This window comes from Pseudomonas sp. (genome assembly GCF_036387035.1).
Taxonomy (GTDB): Bacteria; Pseudomonadota; Gammaproteobacteria; order Pseudomonadales; family Pseudomonadaceae; genus Aquipseudomonas.
Window position 1 is genome coordinate 17,262 of record NZ_DASVUM010000001.1, and the last position, 24,624, is coordinate 41,885.

The 24,624-nt window shown below is 61.7% G+C and carries 16 protein-coding genes; all 16 read left to right on the plus strand.

The window, feature by feature from the left end; translation table 11 throughout:
* Positions 1–834 precede the first annotated feature (834 nt).
* The 16 genes from flgB (at position 835) to pseC (ending at position 24,618) form a co-directional block, all read left to right on the plus strand.
* The gene (gene flgB / locus VF672_RS00085) at positions 835–1,242 is read left to right on the plus strand and encodes a flagellar basal body rod protein FlgB (protein WP_331100076.1); all 408 of its coding nucleotides are present in this window, start codon (positions 835–837) and stop codon (positions 1,240–1,242) included.
* A gap of 3 nt (positions 1,243–1,245) precedes the next feature.
* Positions 1,246–1,689 (plus strand): flagellar basal body rod protein FlgC, encoded by a 444-nt coding sequence (flgC, locus tag VF672_RS00090; protein ID WP_133775926.1) that lies wholly within the window; start codon positions 1,246–1,248, stop codon positions 1,687–1,689.
* 15 nt (positions 1,690–1,704) lie between these two features.
* Complete coding sequence (locus VF672_RS00095; RefSeq protein WP_331100080.1) at positions 1,705–2,409, plus strand: flagellar hook assembly protein FlgD; 705 nt, start codon at positions 1,705–1,707, stop codon at positions 2,407–2,409.
* A gap of 28 nt (positions 2,410–2,437) precedes the next feature.
* A complete protein-coding gene (flgE, locus tag VF672_RS00100; protein ID WP_331100082.1) occupies positions 2,438–3,772 on the plus strand; it encodes a flagellar hook protein FlgE in 1,335 nt (444 codons plus the stop codon).
* 257 nt (positions 3,773–4,029) lie between these two features.
* Positions 4,030–5,766 carry a flagellar hook protein FlgE gene (locus VF672_RS00105; protein ID WP_331100084.1) on the plus strand — a complete coding sequence of 579 codons (1,737 nt, stop codon included), beginning with the start codon at positions 4,030–4,032 and terminating at the stop codon, positions 5,764–5,766.
* Positions 5,767–6,839: 1,073 nt separating this feature from the next.
* Positions 6,840–7,580 (plus strand): flagellar basal body rod protein FlgF, encoded by a 741-nt coding sequence (locus VF672_RS00115; RefSeq protein ID WP_331100086.1) that lies wholly within the window; start codon positions 6,840–6,842, stop codon positions 7,578–7,580.
* A 47-nt stretch (positions 7,581–7,627) separates the two neighbouring features.
* On the plus strand, positions 7,628–8,416 hold the full coding sequence (gene flgG / locus VF672_RS00120) for a flagellar basal-body rod protein FlgG (RefSeq protein WP_331100089.1): 789 nt from the start codon (positions 7,628–7,630) through the stop codon (positions 8,414–8,416).
* Positions 8,417–8,513: 97 nt separating this feature from the next.
* Positions 8,514–9,227, plus strand: coding sequence for a flagellar basal body L-ring protein FlgH (gene flgH, locus VF672_RS00125; RefSeq protein WP_331100091.1), 714 nt, complete (start codon positions 8,514–8,516; stop codon positions 9,225–9,227).
* Positions 9,228–9,240: 13 nt separating this feature from the next.
* Positions 9,241–10,350, plus strand: a complete 1,110-nt coding sequence (locus VF672_RS00130; RefSeq protein ID WP_074893047.1) for a flagellar basal body P-ring protein FlgI — start codon at positions 9,241–9,243, stop codon at positions 10,348–10,350.
* An 11-nt stretch (positions 10,351–10,361) separates the two neighbouring features.
* The gene (flgJ, locus tag VF672_RS00135; protein ID WP_331100096.1) at positions 10,362–11,648 is read left to right on the plus strand and encodes a flagellar assembly peptidoglycan hydrolase FlgJ; all 1,287 of its coding nucleotides are present in this window, start codon (positions 10,362–10,364) and stop codon (positions 11,646–11,648) included.
* Positions 11,649–11,658: 10 nt separating this feature from the next.
* The gene (gene flgK, locus VF672_RS00140; protein ID WP_331100098.1) at positions 11,659–13,701 is read left to right on the plus strand and encodes a flagellar hook-associated protein FlgK; all 2,043 of its coding nucleotides are present in this window, start codon (positions 11,659–11,661) and stop codon (positions 13,699–13,701) included.
* A gap of 13 nt (positions 13,702–13,714) precedes the next feature.
* Positions 13,715–15,304: a flagellar hook-associated protein 3 gene (locus VF672_RS00145; protein WP_331100100.1), complete on the plus strand. Its 1,590-nt coding sequence runs from the start codon at positions 13,715–13,717 to the stop codon at positions 15,302–15,304.
* A 120-nt stretch (positions 15,305–15,424) separates the two neighbouring features.
* Complete coding sequence (locus VF672_RS00150; RefSeq protein WP_331100102.1) at positions 15,425–19,021, plus strand: glycosyltransferase; 3,597 nt, start codon at positions 15,425–15,427, stop codon at positions 19,019–19,021.
* A gap of 470 nt (positions 19,022–19,491) precedes the next feature.
* Positions 19,492–22,416, plus strand: a complete 2,925-nt coding sequence (locus tag VF672_RS00155; protein ID WP_414705545.1) for a TIGR00180 family glycosyltransferase — start codon at positions 19,492–19,494, stop codon at positions 22,414–22,416.
* 25 nt (positions 22,417–22,441) lie between these two features.
* Positions 22,442–23,443: a UDP-N-acetylglucosamine 4,6-dehydratase (inverting) gene (gene pseB, locus VF672_RS00160; protein ID WP_331100106.1), complete on the plus strand. Its 1,002-nt coding sequence runs from the start codon at positions 22,442–22,444 to the stop codon at positions 23,441–23,443.
* The gene (pseC, locus tag VF672_RS00165; protein ID WP_331100108.1) at positions 23,440–24,618 is read left to right on the plus strand and encodes a UDP-4-amino-4,6-dideoxy-N-acetyl-beta-L-altrosamine transaminase; all 1,179 of its coding nucleotides are present in this window, start codon (positions 23,440–23,442) and stop codon (positions 24,616–24,618) included. Before pseB ends, pseC begins: the two co-directional genes overlap by 4 nt.
* Positions 24,619–24,624: the final 6 nt, after the last annotated feature.

The following is a 24,624-nucleotide window of genomic DNA, read 5'->3' on the forward strand; positions in this document are numbered from 1 at the left end:
GGCGGTGACTGAGCCTTTTGCATATGAAGATCAAGATCAGAAGCAGATCAGAAGCAGATCAGAAGCAGATCAGAAGCAGATCAGAAGCAGATCAGAAGCAGATCAGAGGCAGATCAAAGGCTTCCCGGCTGAAGCCGGTCCTACGTCGTGCGCGCCGTGACAGAGATATCTGATCGTTCCCACGCTCCGCGTGGGAATGCATCCCGTGACGCTCCGCGTCACTTCTACGGCCTGAATGTGCGTCGTCTGCGCGACGCGGAGCGTCCTGGGCGGCGTTACCACGCGGAACGTGGGAACGATCAGTATTGCGTGAACGCGGTTTAGTAGGACCGGCTTTAGCCGGGAAGCTGTTGATCTTGATCTTCATCCACAAAAAGCCCAGACGACACCCAACGCGACTTGGGTGCAGGCCGAACGTAGACGACGCGCAGTGGGTCGAGCCGCATGGATGCGGCGAGAGCGCCGTCAGGACATGGATGTCCGTTCGGCGCGGGCCCACGGAGCGTCGTCGGAGTGAGGGAACCCCGACGCAGGAGGGGCCAAACCGGAAGCACAAGCCCTTGGTTACTTGGGGCTTTATCAAGTAACTCGCCGAAGGCGAAACGGTCTGCCGTTAGGCAGACGCTCTGATCTTGCGCGGAGTATGCAATACGGCAAAAAAACGGCACCGCCCTTGCCGCTTTCCTCTCATCGAGCGGAAATCCCTTGCCGCTTTTCTGTCATGCCCCCTCGCCATCACCGCCACAGCCCCCGTAAAACGGCACTTTCAACATGTGGCACGCACCTTGCTATAACTCCTGCACGTACATCTGGTCAGCCCTCAAAGGTCCCGACATGAGCATCAGTTTTGAAAACGCCCTCGGCATCCACGAAAAAGCGCTCAACTTCCGCGCGCAGCGTGCTGAAGTGCTGGCCAACAACATCACCAACGCCGACACGCCGAACTACAAGGCGCGCGACCTGGACTTCTCCAAGGTCCTCGCAGCGCAGAGCGACAAGACCACCAACGGCCACTTCAACCTCGAGATGACCAACAGCCGTCACATCGAAGCCGAAGGCATGAGCGACGGCGAAGCCAGTCTGCTTTACCGCACGCCGTCCCAGCCGTCGCTGGACCAGAACACCGTCGACTCCCAGGTTGAAAACGCCAACTACGCCGAAAACGCCATCGGTTTTCAGGCCAGCTTCACCTTGCTCAACAGCAAATTCAAAGGGCTGGTTGCAGCCCTGCGCGGAGAGTAATCCATGTCCCTGTCCAGTGTTTTCAATATTGCCGGTAGCGGCATGAGTGCCCAGAACACCCGCCTCAATACCGTGGCCAGTAACATCGCCAACGCCGAAACCGTGTCCTCCAGCATGGACAAGACCTACCGCGCCCGCCATCCGGTGTTCGCCACGGTCTTCCAGGGCCAGGAGTCCGGTGGCAGCGCATCGCTGTTCGAAGACCAGGGACAGGCCGGCACCGGCGTACAGGTTTCCGGCATCGTCGAAGACGCCTCCAACCTGGAAGCACGTTACGAGCCAAACCACCCGTCTGCTGACAAGAACGGCTACGTCTATTACCCGAACGTCAACGTCGTCAACGAGATGGCTGACATGATCTCGGCCAGCCGTTCGTTCCAGACCAACGCGGAAATCATGAACACCGCGAAAACCATGATGCAGAAGGTCCTGACCCTCGGTCAGTGATAAAGGGCGAAATCCATGACGGTCTCAAGCACAGACGCTACCTCGACGTTCCTTAAAGGGCTGCAAAGCACGACCCCGGGTACCACAGGCACCAGCACCAGTTCCACTGGCACCAGCTCGCTGGGCAAGGATTCATTCCTGCAATTGCTGGTCACGCAAATGCAGAATCAGAACCCGCTCGATCCGCAGGACAACAGCGAGTTCGTGGCGCAGTTGGCCCAGTTCAGCAGCCTGGAAACCATGCAGAACCTGAGCACCTCGGTTGACTCGATCAGCACGATGTACCAGTCGTCTCAGGCGTTGCAGGCCTCTTCGCTGGTCGGCCGCTCGGTGACCGTGGACGCAGGTTCGACCTATGTCGACACCAGCAAGGCCATGACCGGTTCGGTGGTCCTGCCATCGTCCAGCACCGCCACCACGGTCAAGGTCTACGACAGCACCGGTACCAACATCGTACGCACCATTGACCTGGGCACTCAGGCTGCCGGTACCACATCCTTTAGCTGGGATGGCAAGGACGACAGCGGCGCCGCGGTGGCAGCGGGCAATTACAGCTTCGTTGCCAACGGCAGCCTTGACGGCACCGCCACCGCGTTGACCACCTATCTGCCGGCAACGGTCAACAGCGTGACCATGGGCACAACGGGCTCTGACATGACGTTGAACCTTGCGGGCGGCACCCAGGTTGCACTGGCAAAAATCAAGCAAATCGGAATTTAGAGCCGACTAGACGGCGCAGGAGTTAATCATGTCTTTCAATGTTGGTCTTAGTGGGCTCTACGCAGCAAATAAAAGTCTCGACGTTACCGGCAACAACATTGCCAACGTCGCGACCACCGGTTTCAAATCTTCCCGTGCGGAGTTTGCAGACCAGTACGCCCAGTCCATTCGCGGTACGTCCGGCGGCACCAACACCGGCAGCGGCGTCTACACCGCCACGGTGTCTCAGCAATTCACCCAAGGCACCTTGACCACCGGTACCGGCCGCAGCCTGGACCTGGCAATCAACGGCAACGGCTTCTTCATGCTGAGCAACAACGGCGAAAAGCTTTACACCCGGGCCGGCGCATTTCACACCGATTCAGATGGCTATATCGTCAACGAAGCGGGCAACAATCTTCAGGGCTACAGTGTCGACGGTCAGGGCAATGTCTCCACCGGCGTGCTGAGCAACCTGCGGGTCGATTCGTCGAACCTGGCGCCGAAAAGCACCAGTTTGATCACCGTCGCCTCCAACCTGAACTCCTCGTCGACCGTGCCGACTGTGTCAACGTTCTCGCCGTCGGACACCAGCAGCTACACCACGACCTACAGCACGCCGTTGTACGACAGTCAGGGTAACCAGCACACCCTCGACCAGTATTTTTCGAAGACGGGCACCAATACCTGGACAATGTACAGCCTGGTCGATGGACGCAGCATCAGCGATCCGACGTCCACCACCGCTGACGCGACGGCAATGACCTTCGATTCGTCGGGTGGCTTGGTCACCAGCGGCACCGGCGCGCCGGACACCACTAATTCGCCAAACGTAGGCATTGGCACCGATGGTGTGTTTACCATCAACAACTGGGTACCGGCCGCCAAGACTACGGTCGGCAGCACCACCACCTGGTCGAGCAATGGCGCAGCCGCCAACGCGGGCGGGATCAAGCTCAATATGCTGGCGACCACGCAGACCAACTCGGTGTCGGGTGCAATCACCAAGACGCAGGATGGCTACGCCACCGGCCAGATCACGGCCATGAACATCGACGCCACCGGCAACATGTTCGCGACCTACACCAACGGTCAGTCGAAGGTCATCGGTCAAGTGTCGCTGACCAACTTCGCCAACGTTCAGGGCCTGGCCCCGGCAGGCGGCACCAACTGGCGCGAAACCTCCACCTCGGGCATCCCGGTCACGGGCGCTCCGGAGTCGGGTACGCTGGGTGCACTGACCGGGCAGGCGCTGGAAGAATCCAACGTCGACCTCACCGGTGAACTGGTCAACCTGATCAAGGCGCAAAGCAATTACCAGGCGAACGCCAAGACCATTTCGACCCAAAGCACCATCATGCAGACCACCATTCAGATGACCTGATAACGGTCGCTGGATGCCGTCACTGAAGCCCCTTTCGAGGGGCTTTTTTTATGCGTTTTTTTTGATTGAAATATCGAGAGCGATCCCACTCTACAACTGGAAACTTCCTACTTTCGTCTTTGCGAGAATCAAGTTCGCTGACAAACAAATGCTATTGAGCGGCGCCGTTCGTGCGTTCCGTTCGATCGCATTCCTTTGCCCGCGAAATCTCGATGCATTGACGAGCGTGTCGTTGAACGACGACTCAGGGAGTGTTCATGTCATTCAATACAGCGGTTTCAGGTTTACACGCGGCGCACAAGCGCATGGAAGTGGCCGGCAACAACATAGCGAACGTCCACACCTCCGGTTTCAAATCCTCTCGCGCCGAATTCTCGGCGGTCTATTCCTCCTCCATGCTCGGCGGCAGCCGGACGGCCTCGGGCGACGGTGTGGAAGTGGCCAACGTTTCGCAGAACTTCGCGCCAGGTGGGGTCATTACCAGTGAGGGGCGGGCACTGGACATGCGTATTCAGGGCAGCGGTTTTTTTGTCATGAGCGACGGCGGTTCCATCAGCTACGGCAGGGCCGGGGCCTTTATCAAGGATGCGCAGAATTTCGTCGTCGACTCCCATGGCAGCCGCTTGCAGGGTTATGGGGTGACGGAGGACGGAAAGGTGATCAGCGGCGTTCGTACGGATCTGAAGATTGACGCCGCCGGCATGTCCCCCAAGGCCACCGGCAAGATGGAGCAGACCCTCAACCTGAATGCGGCATCGGCTCCACTCGGTGCGATTCCACGGTTCGATCCCGGCGACCCGACGACGTACACCCGGGTGACCGGTCGGCTGATTCAGGACGCCGGCACTCCGCCACAGGATCATGAGCTCAAGCAGTACTTCGTGAAGACGGATGACAACAACTGGACGTCCTACCTGCTCATCGACGGTGTCAATCCGCTGGACCCGACCAGTACCGCGCCTCTGGAGGTCGGCCTGCAAGTGTCCGCAGCCGGCAGGCTGTCCGTCACGGGCTCGACGGCGGCGGTGAAGATGATCTCCGACACAGAGTTGGCCCTGCAGCAATGGCGCCCTGCGATCAACATCAACGGCAGTTGGACCGCCAGCCCGGCACCCGGCCCGGTGCCCATCACGCTGCCGCTGCTCGACGGCGGCGCGCCGTTGCTTGATCCGGCCGACGCAGTCATGCCGCGACCGGTGCCGGCGTTCAATCCTGCGGACACCACCACCTACACCAAGGCGTCCACCTATGGCGTGTTCGACAGCCTCGGCATGCGCCACGAGATGACTCAGTATTTTGTCAAGGACGGCAGCAACAGTTGGAAGATGCATACGCTGATTGACGGGCGTAACCCGCAGGATCCGAGCAGTACGGCGCCGTCGACGGCGAGCATGCTGTTTGACTCCGGCGGCTCGCTGCAGTCGCTGACTGGCAGCCAGTGGCTGACCGCCGCCAACAACGCCCTGACCCTCAGTGGCTGGGTGCCGGCAAAACCGCTGGACGGCAACAAGCCGGGCGGGCGTTGGGTGGCGAACGGCGCGGTGGGAAATCCCGACGGGATTGTCATGGACTTCAACAAGATCAGCCAGCACAACGCCGCCACGGGCAGCAGCAACATCGTCATTGACGGGCACGCGGCAGGGCAGGCCACCCAGCTGAAGATCGATAAAAGCGGCATGCTGATGATCGGCTTCAGCAATGGCGAACATCGCAACGTCGGCCAGGTCATGCTCGCCAGCTTCGCCAACAATCAAGGGCTGCAGCCGGTGAGCGACACGCGCTGGGTCGAGACCCTGGCCTCCGGCGCCGCCAATTATGAAGCGCCGGGTGTCGGCACCCTGGGCAGCGTCGTCGGGCATTCGCTTGAGGGCTCGAATGTGACGTTGACCAATGAACTGGTGGAGCTGATCCAGGCGCAGACGGCCTATCAGGCGAACTCCAAAACCCTGTCGACGGAGGCGGAGTTGATGCAGACTTTGATCCGCGCGACCTGATGCGGGATTAGCCTGAACGCCAATGTGGGAGCGGCTTTGGCGGGGAGGCGGCGAGTCAGACGATTGATTCGCCACAGGCAAAATGCAGTTCGCAGACGCGTGGCTTGTCCCGCAATCGGCTGCGAGTCGTTAAACCTCGCAACGTCATGCTTGCTGGCACACCGCATTCATCGGGTTTACTGCCGCTGCGCGCCAGATCGCGGGACAAGCCACGCTCCTACAGTGGATCGGCGTTACCCGGGATTTTAGGGTCATGCACAGATCCGGTGGGTCTGTGTCCGCTCAGGACGTCGCGGGGTGCCGATCAGTTTGTGCCGAACGCAAAAGCGCGGGCATAGGCAAAACCCGTAGGAGCGTGGCTTGTCCCGCGATCGGCTGCGGAGCAGTCGTTAAACCTCGCAACGCCACGCTTGCTGACACATCGCATTCATCGGGTTTACTGCCGCTGCGCGCCAGATCGCGGGACAAGCCACGTTCCTGCAGCGGGTCTGCGTTGGACGGGATTTCAGGGTCATGCACAGAACGTGGGGGAGTCAGCTTGCTGGCGAATGCGCAGGGCCCTGCGAAATGGGCGAACCTCGGCAACCCGACAGGCTTCTTTCCGTCTGAAGCACTGGCCCTTCTATATCGAACAATCCGACTTCACATAGGCCGCGCTGATCCGCCTCCAGCCTTCGCCGGGGCTGGTCTGCGCGCAGACTGTGCGGTGGGCGCCTTGCCAGAGGAAATAGGGCGCCGGTGCCGCCCATACGGGAAGCGAGCAAAGGGACAGTGTGAGGAGCAGGGCGGAGCGCAGACGCATGACAGATTTCCGTAACCGATAGAGCCGATCCATAAAACGTTGCAAGTTCCGCACCCCATGGAGAGTTTTTTGGCGTTCGTTCCAACCGATCTTCCGGAAACCGGCAGTCCGTTGTCGCCCGACGATCAACGCCACTCCAACGCTCGCCAGTTCCTCCCGGAATCATTGAAGAATCAACGCTTTGTAACGCCGCTGAAAAACTGGTTCGATTATTGCTATGACCTCTTCAGTACAGCTACAGGCGGCAAGCGTCTGTCGGAGGAGGAAGACTGTGGACAAGTTGCTATACGTGGCCATGAGCGGAGCGTCGGAAAACGCCATCGCACAGAAAGCCCATGCCAACAACCTGGCGAACGTTTCGACCAACGGGTTTCAACGCGACCTCGAGCAGGCGCGCTCGATGCCGGTGTTTGGTGAGGTCAACCCGTCCCGCGCGTACGCCATGAGCGAACGTCCCGGGACCGACTTCAGCCAGGGTTCGATGGTCGACACGGGCCGTGATCTGGACGTTGCCGTCAAAGGCGATGGCTGGATGGCCGTGCAGACAGCCGACGGCGGCGAAGCCTACACCCGCACTTCCAGCATGAACATCGATGCCCTCGGCGTGTTGCGCGATGGCAACGGTTTGCCGGTCATGGGCAACAGCGGGCCGATTGCCGTGCCGCCGCAGCAGCAGATCGAGATCGGCGCCGACGGCACCATCAGCGTTCGCTCGCTGGGGGAGAGCCCTCAGGTCATGGCGCAGATCGACCGCATCAAGCTGGTCAAAGGCGACCAGTCGACGATGGAAAAAGGCCCTGACGGTCTGATGCACACCAAAAGCGGCAAGCCGGCCCAGGCCGATGCCACCGTGCAGGTGGAATCCGGATTCCTGCAGTCGAGCAACGTCAACGCCGTCGACGAGATGACCTCGGTGCTGGCGCTGTCCCGCCAATTCGAACTGCACATCAAGATGATGAAGACCGCCGAGCAGGATGACGAGTCGATGGCTCGCGTCTTGCAAATGGGCTAATGACTGACAGCTTGCGCCGATAAACAGGCGCTCGAGGAGATTCAACGATGCTTCCGGCACTCTATGTTGCTAAAACCGGTCTGGCCGCCCAGGACACCAACCTGACGACCATTTCCAACAACCTGGCCAACGTTTCGACCACCGGTTTCAAAAGCGACCGGGCCGAATTCCAGGACCTGCTTTACCAGATCAAGCGCCAGCCAGGGGCTCAATCCACCCAGGACAGCGAGCTGCCATCCGGCCTGCAACTGGGTACCGGTGTGCGCATCGTCGGCACCCAGAAGAACTTCACCGCCGGTAGCCTGCAGACCACCAACCAGCCGCTGGACATGGCGGTCAACGGTCGCGGTTTCTTCCAGATCCGTCAGCCCGACGGCACCCTGGCGTACACCCGTGACGGCACGTTCCACCTGGACAGCAATGGCCAGATCGTGACCTCCAATGGCTACGCGCTGGAGCCTGCGATCGTTGTTCCACAGGATTCGCAAACCTTCACCGTCGGCGAAGACGGCACCGTGTCGGTGACCACTTCGGGCAACGCCGCGACGCCGCAAGTCATCGGCAACGTGCAGACCGCCGACTTCATCAACCCGGCCGGCCTGCAATCCCAGGGCGGCAACCTGTACCTGGAAACCGCTTCCAGTGGCGCACCGCAGGTGGGTACGCCGGGCCTCAACGGTCTGGGCGTGGTCAAGCAGAACACCCTGGAAAACTCCAACGTCAGCACCGTTGAAGAGCTGGTGAACATGATCACCACCCAGCGCGCTTACGAGATGAACTCCAAAGTCATCTCGACCGCTGACTCGATGCTGCAGTACGTGACGCAGAACCTGTAAGCCTGTCTTGAAGTACCTGATGTCCTGTTGCGAAACACCTGATCAATTCGAAGGGGCGCCTGAAAAACGCCTGCTACACCGCGAGGTTTTAAGTGTCATGAAACGGCTCTCTGTATTGCGGCTTTCCCTGTTGGCAGCACCGTTGTGCGGTATCGCGCTGCTGACCGGCTGCGTTGCGCCTGCGGCCAAACCCAATGACCCTTACTACGCGCCGGTGTTGCCACGCACGCCGCTGCCTTCAGCGGCCAGCAACGGTTCGATCTACCAGGCCGGTTTCGAGCAGAACATGTACGGCGACCGCAAGGCCTACCGTGTTGGCGACATCATCACCATCACGCTCTCCGAAAAAATGGCCGCCAGCAAGGCTGCCAGTTCGGGGATCAGCAAGACCAGTAAAACCAGCCTTGGCCTGACCTCGTTGTTCGGCGCAGGCGTCAGCACCAACAACCCGGTGGGCGGCGGCAACCTCAGCCTGGACGCCGGCTACACCGGTGACCGCGCCACCAAGGGCGACGGCAAGGCAGCCCAGAGCAACAGCCTGACCGGTTCGATCACCGTGACCGTCGCCGACGTGATGCCCAACGGGATTCTGCTGGTGCGCGGCGAGAAGTGGATGACGTTGAACACCGGTGACGAACTGGTGCGCATCGCCGGCCTGATTCGTGCCGATGACATCGCCACCGACAACACCGTGTCGTCGACTCGCATCGCCGACGCGCGCATCACTTATTCCGGTACAGGCGCGTTTGCCGATTCCAGTCAGCCAGGCTGGTTCGACCGATTCTTCCTCAGCCCGTTGTTCCCTTTCTGATAGCGGGATAGCCATGATCACGTTCAAGCAACTGATAGCGGCAGCGCTGCTGTTCACCACCGCACTGGGCGCCCACGCCGAGCGCCTGAAGGACATCGCCAGCATTTCCGGCGTACGGACCAACCAGCTGATCGGTTACGGTCTGGTGGTGGGGCTCAACGGCACGGGTGACCAGACCACCCAGACACCGTTCACCCTGCAGACCTTCAACAACATGCTGTCGCAGTTCGGCATCAAGGTGCCGGCGGGTTCCGGCACCGTGCAGCTGAAAAACGTCGCGGCCGTGGCCGTGTACGCCGACCTGCCGCCGTTCGCCAAGCCGGGTCAGCAGATCGACATCACCGTGTCGTCCATCGGTAACTCTAAAAGCCTGCGCGGCGGCGCGCTGCTGATGACCCCGATGAAGGGTATCGACGGCAACGTCTACGCCGTGGCCCAGGGCAACCTGGTGGTCGGCGGTTTTGACGCCGAAGGCCGCGACGGCTCGAAGATCACCGTCAACGTTCCGTCTTCCGGGCGCATCCCGGGTGGCGCATCGGTCGAACGCGCCGTGCCGAGCGGTTTCAACCAGGGCAACTCGCTGACCCTGAACCTCAACCGCAATGACTTCACCACGGCCAAGCGCATCGTCGACAAGATCAACGACATGCTCGGCCCTGGCGTCGCTCAAGCGCTGGACGGCGGTTCGGTTCGTGTCACTGCGCCGCTGGACCCCAACCAGCGTGTTGATTACCTGTCGGTGCTGGAAAACCTGGAAATCGATCCGGGCCAGACCTCGGCCAAAGTCATCATCAACTCGCGGACCGGCACCATCGTCATCGGCCAGAACGTCAAGGTTTCGCCGGCAGCCGTCACCCACGGCAGCCTGACCGTGACCATCACCGAAGACCCGATCGTCAGCCAGCCGGGCGCGTTCTCCAACGGCCAGACCGCTGTGGTCCCGCGTTCGAAGATCAATGCCCAGCAGGAAATGCACCCAATGTTCAAGTTCGGCCCGGGCACGACGCTGGACGAAATCGTCCGTGCGGTTAACCAGGTGGGTGCAGCGCCAGGCGACTTGATGGCGATTCTCGAAGCACTGAAACAGGCTGGCGCGTTGCAAGCCGACCTGATTGTGATTTAAGAGGCAGACTCATGAGCATTCCAAGCGGCGGCGTTTCATCTGGCGATTCGGGGGCGTATACCGACCTCAACCGTCTAACGGCCATGAAAACCGGTGATCGCGACAGCGAGGGCAACCTCAAGAAAGTCGCGCAGGAATTCGAATCGCTGTTCGTCAGCCAGATGCTCAAGGCCATGCGTTCGGCCAACGAAGTGCTGGCCAAGGACAACCCGATGAACACCGCGGCGACGCGGCAGTATCAGGACATGTACGACCAGCAACTGTCGGTGAGCATGTCCCGCGAAGGCGGCGGTATTGGGCTGCAAGACGTGCTCATGCGTCAGCTGTCCAAGAACAAGAGCACGGAAGTCGCGCCAGCCAGCACCGGGCTTGTTGCCGGTGGCAAAGCCGATGCGAAGACCGACGCTAAAACTGACGCACCGGTCCAGGCCGGCCTGGCCACGCGCATCGCCCAGCGTCCGCTGTGGGCCAGCCGTGCAGTCGCCGCGCCCGCCGCCACCGACGGCACGCCGCACAACGACGTCGCCGCGCTCAATTCCCGTCGCCTGTCGCTGCCGAGCAAGCTCAGCGACCGCATCATGGCCGGGATCGTGCCAAATGCAGCGGGCGCGGAAAACGCAGCCGCAAGCGCCACCACGCTGAAAAACCGCATCGCTGTTTCCAACGCCGTGGCGGCCGCAAAAAGCGCCGGTCAGCAGGGCAATGGCGATTGGACCGTCGGCCCGCAATACGCCGCCGATGCCAATGCCTACGTGCGCAGCCGCGTGCAGACGCCGCTGGCACCGGGCAAGAGCGCGTTTGCCAATAAGGACGACTTCGTCGCCACGATGATGCCGTTGGCCAAGGACGCCGCTGCCCGCATCGGCGTTGATCCAAGCGTGCTGGTCGCCCAGGCTGCGCTGGAAACCGGCTGGGGCAAATCGATCATGCGTCAGTCTGATGGCGGCAGCAGTTACAACCTGTTCGGCATCAAGGCCCAGGGCGGCTGGAAAGGTCCCGAAGCACGTGCCATCACCAGCGAGTTCCGTGACGGCCAGATGGTCAAGGAAACGGCTGACTTCCGTGCCTACGACTCTTATGCGAGCAGCTTCCACGACTTGGTGAGCTTCCTGCAGAACAACAGCCGCTATAAAGAAACCCTGAAATCTGCCGATAGCCCGGAACAGTTTGTGAAAGAGCTGCAGAAGGCCGGGTACGCCACTGACCCGTCCTATGCCAGCAAGATTTCTCAGATAGCGAAACAGATGAAGAGTTACCAGACCTACGCATCCGCCTCGGGCTCTTCCACGACTTTATAAGGTTTGAACCATGTCACTGATCTCAATCGGGCTTTCGGGACTGACCGCCAGCAGCGCAGCAATGACGACGATCGGCAACAACACGGCCAACGTCGACACGCAAGGCTACTCGCGTCAGCAAGTGCTGACCGCCGCCGGTGCGCAGCAGAATATCGGTGTCGGCTTCGTCGGTACCGGTACGACGCTGTCCGACGTGCGCCGCATCTACAACGGCTACCTCGATAACCAATTGCAGACCAGCACATCGCTCAACGCCGACGCCACCGCATACCTCAGCCAGGCGAGCAAGCTGGATTCGATTCTGTCGGACAGCTCCACCGGTGTGAGCACCGTGCTGGCTAAGTTCTTCACTGACCTGAGCGCTCTGGCCAAACAGCCTACCGACACGGCTGCCCGCACGACGTTTCTGACCAGTGCAGGGGCGTTGGCCGGTCAGTTCAACACCATCTCGTCGCAGATGAAGGACCAGAACGCCAGCATCAATACCCAGCTGACCACGGCAGCAGGTCAGGTGAACGCACTGGCGGCGTCCATTGCTACTCTCAACAAGCAGATCACCGAGGCTCAGTCATCCGGCGGTCAGCCCAACACGCTGCTCGATTCGCGTACCGAAGCGGTACGCCAGTTGAATGAACTGGTGGGCGCCAAGGTCGTTGAAACCAATGGCAGCTATGACGTTTATATCGGCACCGGCCAGCCGCTGGTCACCGGCACCACCTCCAACACCTTGAGCGCAGCGCCCAGTGACAGCGACCCCAGCGTGTATGCGCTGAAGCTGAAGTATCAAAACAACGTTGTCGACGTCTCCAGTGTGGTCACCGGCGGAACGCTGGGCGGGCTGCTGCGTTATCGCAGCGACGTGCTGCAGCCGGCCGCCAGCGAGTTGGGTCGTCTGGCCGTGGTCGCTTCCGATCAGATCAACAGCCAGCTCAACCAGGGCGTGGACGCCAACGGTGACTTCGGCAGCAACCTGTTCGCCAGCGTCAACGATCCGAGCCTCACCAGCCAGCGCAGCCTTGCCAACACGACCAACGATCAGTCTTCGGGCAACTTCGCCGTGTCCATTGCCAACAGCGGCGCGCTGCAGACCAACGACTACCAAGTGACCTTCACCAACGGCACCGGCCAGTACAGCGTCAAGCGGCTGCCGGACGGCAAGGACATGGGCTCCTACAACACCAGCGACGCTACCGCGCCGGTCATCGACGGTTTCTCGCTGAAGTTCAATGGCACCTCAACCGACGGTGACAGCTTCAAGATCAGCCCGACCAAGACCGGTGCCGACGGCATCAAGGTCGTGATGACCGACCCGAAGGACATCGCCTCGGCCAGTCCGCTGACCGGCAGCTCCCTGGTGAGTAAAGGCTCGGGGACGTTCACTCAACCCGTGTTGTCGACCCAGGCCGACATCTACAACCCGACTGCGACGGCCGATCTGCGAAACGCGCTTACCTCCTCGACGCCGATGCGTCTGCTCATGGGCGATGTGACCAATGGGGCTCAGGCCTATACGCTGGTCGATGCACAGGGCGCGGAGGTCAAAGACAAATCCGGTAATGCGATTAAGGGTTCAATTGTTCAAGGCCAGTCCAACGACATCAGTCTGGAAGTGGGTTACACCGACTCGTCGGGTACTGCTCAGTCGTTCAAGTTCGGCATGACCCTCGCCGGCTCGGCCACAAGTGGCGACACCTACAGCATTGCCATGACCGGCGCCGGGTCCCTGGACAACCGCAACGCGGCCTCGGTGGGTACCCTGCAGACCAAACAGACCCTCGACACCGCCGCCGGCAACGGCACCGGCATGAGCCTGAGCGGCGCCAATGCCAACATGATCACCACGGTCGGCAGCAAGGCGGCACAGGGCAAGAATGATTCGACGGCCACCACCGCCGTCCTCACCCAGGCGAAGAGCGCGCGCGACAGCGTTTCCGGTGTATCGCTGGACGAGGAAGCCGCCAACCTCGTCAAGTATCAGCAGTACTACACTGCTTCGTCGCAGATCATCAAAGCGGCTCAAGCCATCTTCAGCACGCTGATCAACAGCCTTTAAGGAATCGTAATCCATGCGTATCTCAACGACCCAGTTTTACGAAACCAGCGCCTCGAACTACTCGCGCAGTTACGCCAACGTCACCAAGACCGGCGACGAAGTGGCCAGCCAGGTCAAGCTCAACACCGCCGGCGATGACCCGGTCGGCGCTGGCCGTGTGCTGCAGTTGCAGCAGCAGGGCGCGATGCTCAATCAATACAAGTCCAACATCGACACGATCAACACTGGCGTGGTGCAGACAGAGACGGCCTTGACGTCCATCACTTCGGCCATTCAACGGGCGCAGGAGCTGGTACTCGGCGCGGCGAACACCTCGTTCACTGACAAAGACCGTCAGGCCAACGCTGCCGAGCTCAAGGAGCTGCAAGGCCAGATCCTCGGCCTGATGAACAGTCAGGACGCCGACGGCACCTATCTGTTCTCCGGGTCCAAAGGCACCACCGCGCCATATGCCGTCAGCTCCGACGGCACCTACAGCTATCAAGGCGATCAGACACGTAACCTGCTGACAGTTGGCAGCGGCATTTCCATGGCCAGCAATACCACCGGCTGGGATGCGTTCGAACAGGCGATCAACACCACTCGCACCTCGACGACCCTGGTCGCGGGTGCTGATGACGGCGTGATCTCGTTATCGGGCGGCAGCGTGAGCAATAGCGCCACCTACGACACCAGTTTCACCGCCGGCCAGCCGTACAAGATCTCCTTCACCAGCAGCACGGCGTACACGATCCTCGACAAGAACAATCAGGATGTCACCGGTGAGGCGACAGCCGGGGGCACGTTCGCGTCCACCAGTTCGGCGAACCAGGCCATCACCTTCCGTGGCCTGGAACTGAACCTGAACATCAACTTGACCAAGGATCAGTACACCAACAGCACTGCAGCGGACGCGGCGGTGAAAGACCACACGTTCCAGCTGGGCGTCTCACCCAGCAGCGTGAGCACCTCGCGGCTGCCGGCCAACACCTCCACCGACGTGATCACCAGCTCGGTGGTAACCGACCAGGCCGCGTTCGACAAAACCTTCCCGTCGGGCGGTGCTGTCGTGCGTTTCACCGACGCCACCACCTTCAATCTGTACGCTGCGCCCTATGACGCGGCGACCAGCAAACCGGTGTCCACCGGCACGCTGAGCGGCAACACGGCGACTGCCTCTGGCGTCACGTTTACCTTCAGCGGCTCGCCACCGGCGGTGGCAGCGGGTGACCAGTTCACTGCGCAGTCGTCGACCCAGCAAAGCCAGAACGTGCTGAATACCCTGTCAAAGGTCATCACGGCGCTCAGCGGCAAGGTCGACGGCGATCCGGTTGCCCAGCAGAAACTGCAGGCGACCATGACGTCCACCATCGGTAACCTGAAAAGTGCGGCCGAGCAGATCATCAATGTCACCAGTGAAGGCGGTGCGCGGGCCAAGACCGCGACCGATCAGGGCGTGACCAACCAGAACATGATCGATAACGGTACCACCGAAGCCGGCACCATCACGGCGTCCGACCCGGTGGACGCCATCGCTCGTCTGACGCTGCAGAAAACCATGCTGCAAGCCTCGCAGCTGGTGTTCACCCAGTTGTCCGCGCTGAACCTGTTCAGCAAGTTGTAATCGGCCCATCGGCGGGCGGCGTCTGATCGACAGGCGTCGCCACCGTTGAGCGTCAACCGTATTGTCAGCGGTTATGCCGATCCTCTCCTTGAGGCGCCGCACCGCTCGTGAGTCCCGCCCGTGAATTCAGCTCCCCTCGTCAGTCTCGTCATTCCTGCCTACCACCCCCGCTTCTTTCAGCGAGCCCTTCAGGACGCCTTGGCGCAAACCTATCGGCCCCTTGAAGTGGTGGTCTGCGACGACAGCCAGACCGACGAGATCCAGCGCATCGTCGACAATTATCTCGACTCAAGCCCGGTTACCCTGCGTTACGTGCGCAACCCCAAACGCCAGGGTTTCGTCGGCAACCTGCTGGTGTGCCTGCACGAGGCGCAAGGCGAGTTCATCAAGTTTCTCTGCGATGACGACCGGCTGTTTCCGGCGGCCGTCGCGCGTCAGGCGAGCATTCTGGTCGAGCATGACGACGTCAGCCTGGTGCTGGCCCAGCGGTATTTCTGTGACCCGCAAGACGTCCAGCTGCCGGTGCGCATCGAAAATGCCCCGCTTGCCGAATCCAGCTCAGTGTTCTACGGCGCCGACCTGCTCTCGGTTTTTGACATTTCGCCGACCAATTTTCTTGGCGGGTTCAGCAGCTCGTTGATGCGCCGCAGCGACGTGCAGGTGATTCTGCCGGCGCTCAGGGAAGTCGGGGAGGGCTTCACGGCGCTTGTGGATTTTGTGCTTTACGTCTGCCTGCTCAAGCGCGGCAACATGGTCATGCTCAACGACGTGCTCAGCGCCGAACGCCTGCACCCGGAGCGCTTGAGTCGCCAGCAGTGGGTCAAGGACCTGGTCCCGGACGAGCGCCAATGGCTGGGCAAGATGCTCAAGGCGCGGACCGGTGAAAATGCCCCCGAATATGGCTGGGTGCGCTTTGTGCCGTTGACCGAGGCTCAGGCGCGACCGCGCGCGTGGCAAGAGCTGCCGCTCAGCCGCATGCTGGGCGACCGCCAGGCTTCGTTGCCCTGGCGGGTCGGCACCGACTGCGAAAGCTTCGCCGAGCTGTACCAGCAATGGTTGAGCTATCGCACCCTGTTTGGTGCCGAGCGGGTGCGCGTTGCCGATAATGCCGCGACCTGGCCATCGCAGCCGAAAATGGTTGCCGTGGTGCTCGACGAACATGCCAGCGCTGCCGGTGTGGCCCTGACCCTGGCCAGCCTCGACGCGCAGTTGTATGCCGCCGAACTGACCCTGGTGCTGTCCAGCGCCTGCGACGCGCCCGTGCTGGACGGCCGCGTGTTTACCCTGCCGCTGCAGCCCGACTGGCTGGCGCAACTCAATGATCTTTTGCCTCAGCTTGATCGTGGCGATTGGTGTTACCTGCTGCGAGCGGGCGACCGGCTGGTCGATTGCGCGCTGCTTATCCTTGCCGAGCGCGCGGCCCATTCGCCGGATGTGCTGTGCCTTTATGGCGACGAAGGCGGGCTGCATGAAGGCGAATCGGCAGAACCGGTGTTCCGGCCTGACTTCAACCTCGACCTGCTGCGCAGTTATCCCTACGTCGGCCGGGTTCTGGCGTTTCAGATCAACGCGCTGGTCACGCTTGGCGGTTTCGATTCGGGGTACGGCGAACTTGCGCCCCATGACGCGATCTGGCGCTTGATTGAAAACCACGGTGTGGTGGTTCAGCACGTCTCGGAAATCCTCGTCGAGTCACAGTTCGCGTTTCAGTCGTGGCTCGCGCTGCCAGAGGTCATGGCGCAAAACGGGCCGGTGCTCGGCGCGCATTTGCAGCGGATGGGCATCGCGCATCGGCTGCGTGAGGAGGAAGGTGATCAGCTTCTCCAGGCGGCGCAGTGGATCAATCAGGTCGAATACCTGAATGACAAGCGTCCGCTGGTGTCGATCATCATCGTCCATCAGGACCAGTTGGCGGCGTTGCAGCGCTGCATTGAGTCGCTGCTGTCGAACACCGCCTACGAGCCTTTTGAAGTGCTGATCGTCGACTGTGCCAGCCAGAGCCCCGCGGCGCGGTCGTGGCTGGCGGACATGCAGCAGATCGGCGGCGACACGCTGCGGGTGCTTCAATACGAAGGGCAGGGCAAGGGCGCCGACGTGCGCAACTTCGCGGCGGCCCATGCCCGGGGCGAGCACCTGCTGATGCTCAGCGTTTATGCGGTGGTCACCGATCCGGCCTGGCTGGGTGAACTGGTCAACCACGGCCGACGGCAGGAAGTGGGCGTGGTCGGTGCCAAGCTGTTCACGCCGGAGGGCTACATTCTCCAGGCGGGACTGATTCTCGGCTACCACGGCCCGGCGGGCCCCGCGTTTTTCGGCGAGCCGCTGCACGCGCCCGGTCACCTGCTGCGGTTGCAAGCGGCCCAGGATCTGAGCGCAGTGGGCGGCCACTGCCTGCTGGTGCGCCGCGCCTTGTTCGAGCAGCTCGGCGGCCTGAACGGCAACGAGTTCAGCGGTGGCCTGAGCGAAGTGGATTTTTGCCTGCGCGTGCGTGAGTCCGGGCAGCTGGTGGTGTGGGCAGCGCGCGCCGTGCTGGCGATCGGCGCCTCGACGGCGGCGGAGCAGGCGCGTGAAAAGCAATCTCAGGTCGATGATCAGCACGCCTTCTACACGCGCTGGCTGCCGGTCCTTGCCCGCGACCCGGCGTACAACCCCAACCTGCGCCTGACCGGTTCGTTCTATAGCCTGGAGCCCGGTCTGAAGAAAGGCTGGAATCCTTATTCTTCGAGGCGTCTGCCCAATGTGCTGGCGATCCCGGTCAACAGCACGGCGGTGGGCCACTACCGCGTGTCGCAGCCGTTCCTGGAGCTGGAGGCCGACGGCCGAATCGCCGGGCGCATGAGCTACGACTTGCCGTCGATCATCGAGCTGGAGCGTCAGTCGCCCGACGTGATCATCGTGCAGTGCCGCTACAGTCAGAATTCCATCGACCAGGTCGCCAGCCTTAAGGCTTATTCCAACGCCCGACGCATCTACGAGCTGGACGATTACGTGATCAGCGTGCCGAAAAAGAACGGCCACTTGCGCAGCATGCCGTCCAACATGGAAGCGATGGTGCGTCTGGGTACCAGCCTGTGTGACCGCGTGGTGGTGTCGACCGTGACGCTGGCCGATGCGCTGTCCGGTATGCATCAGGACATCCGTGTGGTCCCCAACATGCTGGCTTCGCACCTCTGGACCGGCCTGCGCAGTCAGCGCCGGACTTCGAAAAAACCGCGGGTTGGATGGGGGGGCGGGACCAGCCATGCCGGCGATCTGGAAATCATCGCCGAGGTCGTGCGCGAGCTGGCCGATCAGGTCGACTGGGTGTTCTTCGGCATGTGCCCCGAGTCGCTGCGTCCGTACGTGCATGAGTTTCATCCCTCGATAGGCCTGATGGCCTATCCGGCGAAACTGGCGTCGCTCAATCTTGACCTCGCGCTGGCGCCGCTTGAGCACCACATCTTCAACGACTGCAAGAGCAACCTGCGCCTGCTGGAATACGGCGCGTGTGGGTACCCGGTGATCTGCAGCGACACCCGGGCGTACGACGGGTACCTGCCGTGCACCCGCGTGATGACCAACAGCACCGCCGAATGGCTGGAAGCAATCCGCATGCACCTGGCCGACCCGGAGGCCAGCTACCGCATGGGCGATGAGCTCAATGAAGTGGTCATGCGCGACTACGTACTGCGTGGCGACAACCTTCAGCACTGGGTCAACGGCTGGCTGGCGGATTGAAGCGGTATAAGGCCTGACGCCACCCTGGATCTGGCGGCGTGACGCATGACGCCTTCCCGGCTAAAGCCGGTCCCACACCCGCGTTCCCGCAATGTCGCTGACTGCACGCTGCTTTTAGTGGGACCGGCTTCAGCCGGGAACAGGCCCGCCTGTGCACCCTCGATCTGGCGGCGTGACGCATGACGCCTTCCCGGCTAAAGCCGGTCCCACAGTCGAGGTCAGATCCAGGCCCGCTGAGTACAGGCGATCCCTTGTGGGACCGGCTTCAGCCGGGAAGAGGCCCGCCTGTGCACCCTCGATCTGGCGGCGTGACGCATGACGCCTTCCCGGCTAAAGCCGGTCCCTAGATATTCGCGGTGTGTCAGCCGGGAAGGGTCGGGCATTCAGAGTTGGCGTGCTTCCTGCTTCGTCTCCCCGATAACGCCATTGATCATCTTTTTGACGCTCGGCCGCATCACAGGGAAAACGTAATGCACCCTCTTCAATCTTCGGGAAACACCATGCCGCTTGATGCTCAGCTGACTCTCGTGGTCCTCACCCATGACCGGCCCGCAGCCTTGCGCCGGGCATTGCAGTACTACAGTTCGTCGTCTGCCCGTGTGCTGGTGCTGGATGCTTCGTTGCAATCGGCCGCCACCATTGCCGCGCTTTTCCCGCAGGTTGATTACCGCCACGTGCCGCAGTTCGCCGAGACCGGCATCCAGAGCAGAATCGCCTATGGTGTGACACAAGTGACCACGCCGTTCATGGCGTTCGTCGGCGACGATGATTTCCTCGTGCATGACGCGTTGGGCCAGTCGGTGGCGTTTCTCGCCGCCAACCCGGACTACGGCCTGTGCCACGGTTATTGCCTGATGTATCAGGCCCACGGTGACAAGGTCGAATACTTCCGGCGCGACAAAAAGGGCCCGGAGGACTTCGCCGCCGGTAACGCTGGCGAGCGCGTGCTGAGCTTCATGAACCATTACATCCCGCCGTTCTACGCGGTGACCCGCACGGCCCTGCTGCAACAGTGGTTTGCCGCACTGGCGCATGGCATCAGCGGCGAACTGCAAGAGTTCGGCCACGCTTACTTCATGCTCTCGGCAGCGAAGGCGCGGATCCTGCCGATTCCCTACGTGGTCCGTGAACTCAACCATCGGCTCTCTGACCGCCCGACTCACATGCTGAAAAAGCTGAGCGACAGCGATCCGTCAGCAGTCCTGGAGCGCCAGGAATTCGCCGGTTTTCTGGCAGGTTTGGTCGCCGACTATGGCGATCAACATGTGCTTGATGGCGTTGAGCAGGTCAAAAAGGCCTACGCTGCGCTTCAAGGCTGCCTGGAAGATCAGCGCTCGCTGGGTCTGACCAGCATCGTGGTGTCGCGCTGGAACGACGTGTTCAAACCCGCGGACCGGCAGTTCGGCCCCCGCCAGTTCGTTGAAATGCCGTTCTATAACCAGGCATTTTTTGACGAGCTGACCGAGATCGAGTTTCTGATCCACGCGCTGCCAGCGGGCAAGCTGCAAATGGAACAGCTCGAAGGCACCTGGGTTCAGCACGAGGTGCTGCTGCGCGCCCATGGCAATGACAACCCCGAAACCATCGCCAACCGGATGTGGGAAGCGATGGCGCTGAACATCTTCAACCCGCACATCGTCGAGCCCCTCGCCGGGCTGATGGCGCGCCAGGGCGATCCCAAAGAGGCCGTGCAAATGTCGCGCTGGTTGCAGCGCCTGAATTCGGTTCATCGCGAAGACCATCGCCTGACCCTGGCCGACATGCCGTCGGGTCAGTTGCTGCGGTGGCTCGATGCACGTCAGCCAAGTCCCGCCGACGCGCAGGCCATCCTCAGCCGCATTGACAGCCTCGGCGGCGGCCCGCAGTTCGGCATTCTGTTGCTGGACCTGAACGATGACATGAACAAACTGCAGGTCACCCTAGACAGCCTGCTCGAAGGCCACTGCAGGACGTTCAAGATCGTGGTCTTCACCAGCGGCGAGCCACTGGCGGCGACCAGCGCACAAAACACGCTGCACTTCGTCAAGGTCACCAAGAGCAACTGGATCGACAAGGTCAACCTGATCGCCCGCCAGTCCACCTGCAACTGGCTGATGCTGGCCGAAGCCGGCGATGCGTTCACATCGGGCGGCCTTCTGCGCGCCTCGCTGGAATTGCAGGCTGCACCTGAATGCCGGGCAGTGTTCGCCGATGAAATCCAGCGCGAGGCCAGTGGTGCGTTGACCCACGTCATGCGCCCGGGCTTCAACCTCGACTTGTTGCTGAGCAATCCGACGCTGATGTCCCGTCACTGGCTGGTTCGTCGCGACGTGCTGGTCGAGGCCGGGGGTTATTCCGCCGACTTCGCCCAGGCCGCCGAATTCGACTTGCTGCTGCGCATCATCGAGCAGGGCGGCATGGGCTGGCTGGCGCATCTGGATGAGCCGCTGCTGATCACCGACGCCCAACCGCTGGAAGAGAACGCCCAGCAACGTCTGGCCCTGACCCGGCACATGAACAATCGTGGCTTCAAGGCCCAGATCAGCCCGGCAGTCCCCGGCACCTGGCGCATTGACTATCGCCACATCCAGCGCCCGCTGGTGTCGATCATCGTTCATGGTGCTGATGATCTGCCGGTGCTGCAGCGTTGCCTCGCCAGCGTTTTGCTGCGCACGCGTTATGCAAATTATGAAGTGCTGATGGCTGACGATCGGAGCGTCTCGGCAGAGCTGAGCGAATGGCTGAGCCGCCAGCAGAAGGGCCGTGTGCGGGTGATTCCCGTCGAGGGGCCGCAGAGCAAGGCCGCACTGATCAACACCCTGCGCGAGCAGGCCACCGGCGAATACCTGGCGCTGCTTAGCGCCCACGGCGAAGTCATCAGCCCGAACTGGATCGACGCCTTGCTCAATCAGGCGATGCGTCCGGAAGTAGGCGTGGTCGGCGCCAAGTTGATTGAACGCAATGGCACGGTCAGTCAGGCCGGGTTGATCCTTGGCATGAATGGCGGCGTGGGATCGGCGTTCGTCGGTGAAGCCAAAGACGCCGCGGGCTACATGAGCCGCCTGTTGCTGGACCAGAATTACTCGGCGGTGTCCGGCGCGTGCCTGATGGTCCGCGCAGCGCTGTTCGATGACGTTGGTGGCATGGACGCGGAAGATTTCGCCGACGCGTTTGCCGACGTCGACCTGTGCCTGAAAGTGGCCCAGGCCGGCTACCTGACAGTGTGGACGCCTCATGTCCAGCTCGTGCATTCAGGCTCGCTGCCAGACGCGCCACAGACGCTGCAGGCACTGCAAGATAAGTGGTCGGCAGCATTTGCTCACGACCTGGCCTACAACAAAAATCTGCAACTGACCGGCAAGGGCTTCACCCTCGCGCAGGCCGACAGTTCCAGTTGGGCCCAGCTGCTCGCTTAAGGCCTTAAGGTCAAAGGACTCCGTCATGTTCAACGGCAAATCAGTATTCATCTCAGGCGCGACCGGTTCGTTCGGTCGCATGTTCATCCGCACCCTGCTGGCGCGTTATCAGCCCCGACGCGTGGTGGTCTTCTCCCGTGATGAACTCAAGCAATACGAAATGCAGCAGGAGTTCAATGCCCCCTGCATGCGCTATTTCCTCGGTGACGTGCGCGACGCCGACCGCTTGCAGCAGGGCATGCGCGGTATCGACTACGTGGTGCATGCGGCCGCGCTCAAGCATGTGCCGGCGGCGGAATACAATCCGACCGAATTCATCCGCACCAACGTCAATGGTGCGGAAAACATCATCTCGGCGGCCATCGCCAACGGCGTCAAAAAAGTCGTTGCCTTGTCGACCGACAAGGCCGCCAGCCCGATCAACCTGTACGGCGCCACCAAACTGCTGTCGGACAAACTGTTCGTCGCCGCCAACAACATCGGTGGCGAAGAGCAGACGCGGTTTGCCGTGGTGCGCTACGGCAACGTCGCCGGCTCCCGGGGCTCCATCGTGCCGTTCTTCAACAAGCTGCTGGCGGGCGGCGCGGCTGAGTTGCCGATCACCGATCCACGCATGACGCGCTTCTGGATCACCCTGGACCACGGCGTGGATTTCGTCATGCAGAGCTTCGAGCGCATGCACGGCGGGGAAGTGTTCGTGCCGAAGATCCCATCGGTGCGCATCGTCGATCTGGCCGAAGCCATGGCACCCGAGCTGCCGCACAAGATCGTCGGCATTCGTCCCGGAGAAAAACTCCATGAGCTGATGGTGCCGCAGGACGATGCGCGCATGACCCTGGAATTCGACGATCACTACACCATCGTGCCGTCGATTCGCTTCAACAACGTCGACACCGACTTCGCCGTCGATGCGACCGGCGCACAGGGCAAGGCGGTCGACGACGAGTTCGAATACCGCTCCGACACCAACCCGGACTTTTTATCGATCCGCCAGATCGGCGAGCTGCACGCTGACGTCCAGCCATGATCCCCTACGGCAGGCAGAGCGTTGACCAAGCCGATATCGATGCGGTCGTCGAGGTGCTCAGGTCCGACTGGCTGACCCAGGGCCCAACCCTGGAGCGCTTCGAAGCCGCCATGACCGAGCGCTGTGAAGCGGGTTTCGGTGTGGCCGTGTGCAACGCCACGGCGGCGCTGCACATTGCCTGTCTGGCAGCGGGGCTCGGGCCGGGCGACTGGCTGTGGACCAGCCCGAATACGTTTCTGGCGTCGGCCAACTGCGGGCGCTATTGCGGCGCCGATGTGGATTTCGTCGACATTGACCCGCTCACCTGGAACCTGGACACCAAGGCCCTGGCGCGCAAGCTTGACGCCGCCGAGTCAGCGGGCACGCTGCCCAAAGTGCTGGTCGCCGTGGCGTTTTCGGGCCAGAGCTGCGACCTGCGCGCCATTGGCCAACTGGCCCGGCGTTACCGTTTCACCGTGATCGAAGACGCGTCTCATGCCGTAGGGGCGCACTACGCCGGGCGCCCGGTGGGCTGCGGCGCATTCGCCGACATGACCGTGTTCAGCTTTCATCCGGTGAAAATCGTGACAACAGGCGAAGGCGGGATGGTGCTGACCAATCGGCCCGAACTGGCCGAACACTTGCGCCGCCTTCGCAGCCACGGCATGACCCGTGATCCGGCGCAGATGGATGAGTCGAGTCACGGGCCCTGGTATTACCAGCAAGTCGAACTGGGTTTCAATTACCGCATGACCGACATGCAGGCGGCGCTCGGGCTTTCGCAGCTCGGCAAGCTGGACGGTTTTCTTGCCCGTCGGCGAGCATTGGTGGCGCGTTATCAAACGCTGCTGGCCGACCTGCCGTTGAGCCTGCCGACGATTCAGGCCGAGGCGGAGTCGGCGTGGCACTTGTATGTGGTTCGCCTGCACACCGAGGCCCTGCGCGTCTCGCATCGTCAGGTCTTCGAAGGGCTGCGCGCGGCTGGGATTGGCGTCAATGTGCATTACATTCCGGTTCATCTGCAGCCCTATTACCGCGACCTGGGCTTCACAGCGGGCGACTTTCCCGAGGCCGAAGCCTATTACGCTCAAGCCATCAGTCTGCCGCTGTACCCGGCCATGACCGACGCGCAGCAGGATTACGTGGTCGAGCAGCTGCGTCGCCTGCTGGGCGAAACCGGGCGGGCCATCGACTGATGCCAA

Coding starts and splice junctions, on each gene's coding strand:
- VF672_RS00155 (WP_414705545.1), top strand. CDS start 19,492: ATGCACCCTCTTCAATCTTCGGGAAACACCATGCCGCTTGATGCTCAG.
- flgB (WP_331100076.1), top strand. CDS start 835: ATGAGCATCAGTTTTGAAAACGCCCTCGGCATCCACGAAAAAGCGCTC.
- flgG (WP_331100089.1), top strand. CDS start 7,628: ATGCTTCCGGCACTCTATGTTGCTAAAACCGGTCTGGCCGCCCAGGAC.
- VF672_RS00105 (WP_331100084.1), top strand. CDS start 4,030: ATGTCATTCAATACAGCGGTTTCAGGTTTACACGCGGCGCACAAGCGC.
- flgE (WP_331100082.1), top strand. CDS start 2,438: ATGTCTTTCAATGTTGGTCTTAGTGGGCTCTACGCAGCAAATAAAAGT.
- flgC (WP_133775926.1), top strand. CDS start 1,246: ATGTCCCTGTCCAGTGTTTTCAATATTGCCGGTAGCGGCATGAGTGCC.
- VF672_RS00130 (WP_074893047.1), top strand. CDS start 9,241: ATGATCACGTTCAAGCAACTGATAGCGGCAGCGCTGCTGTTCACCACC.
- flgH (WP_331100091.1), top strand. CDS start 8,514: ATGAAACGGCTCTCTGTATTGCGGCTTTCCCTGTTGGCAGCACCGTTG.
- VF672_RS00145 (WP_331100100.1), top strand. CDS start 13,715: ATGCGTATCTCAACGACCCAGTTTTACGAAACCAGCGCCTCGAACTAC.
- pseB (WP_331100106.1), top strand. CDS start 22,442: ATGTTCAACGGCAAATCAGTATTCATCTCAGGCGCGACCGGTTCGTTC.
- VF672_RS00095 (WP_331100080.1), top strand. CDS start 1,705: ATGACGGTCTCAAGCACAGACGCTACCTCGACGTTCCTTAAAGGGCTG.
- pseC (WP_331100108.1), top strand. CDS start 23,440: ATGATCCCCTACGGCAGGCAGAGCGTTGACCAAGCCGATATCGATGCG.
- flgK (WP_331100098.1), top strand. CDS start 11,659: ATGTCACTGATCTCAATCGGGCTTTCGGGACTGACCGCCAGCAGCGCA.
- flgJ (WP_331100096.1), top strand. CDS start 10,362: ATGAGCATTCCAAGCGGCGGCGTTTCATCTGGCGATTCGGGGGCGTAT.